Raw genomic sequence first — 552 nt, 5'->3', positions numbered from 1 at the left:
TAAGCCCGCCTCCTGACACTAAAAAATAGAATAATTAAGAGACGATCGCCCATGGCCGAGAATGATTACAGCCTGCCACCGGTACTCATGATCCACGGAATGTGGAGCACCGGTGATACGCTTGACGAGTTGAAGCATGCATTTGAATCCGAAGGCCACGCAGTATTTGCGCCTTCTCTGCCAAACCATGTTAACTTGAGCATGCACACCGATGAGTCTCGCGCGAAACTTGCGGGAACCGGAATACGTGACTATGTCGATTTTATCATCAACGTCCTTGAAGGCTTTGATCAGAAACCGATCTTGGTTGGTCATTCTATGGGCGGACTGATCGCCCAACTTGTAGCCGCAGAGCGTGACGTGGAAAAGCTGATTTTAATCTCTTCAGCTTCTCCGGCCGGCATCAACTCTTGGACGTGGAGCGTGGTCAGAACATTTGGACACAATCTTTTCAAATTCCCTCTCTGGAAAACGACAACTGACATTACTCTCAAAAACATAAGATATGGTATTGCAAATAGCCAACCCTCAGATATTCAAGAAGACTTGGCG

At 47.5% G+C, this 552-nt stretch carries 1 protein-coding gene; it reads left to right on the top strand.

Annotated features, from left to right (window positions below; genetic code table 11):
- Positions 1 to 51 precede the first annotated feature (51 nt).
- Positions 52 to 552 (top strand): alpha/beta hydrolase (locus tag A3751_RS15805; RefSeq protein WP_156492531.1); only part of this gene is annotated, 501 nt, incomplete at its 3' end.

It is taken from the genome of Oleiphilus sp. HI0080 (assembly GCF_001635135.1).
The sequence above is the reverse complement of the archived record's forward strand: the minus strand, read 5'-3'. Positions and strand labels throughout refer to the sequence as shown.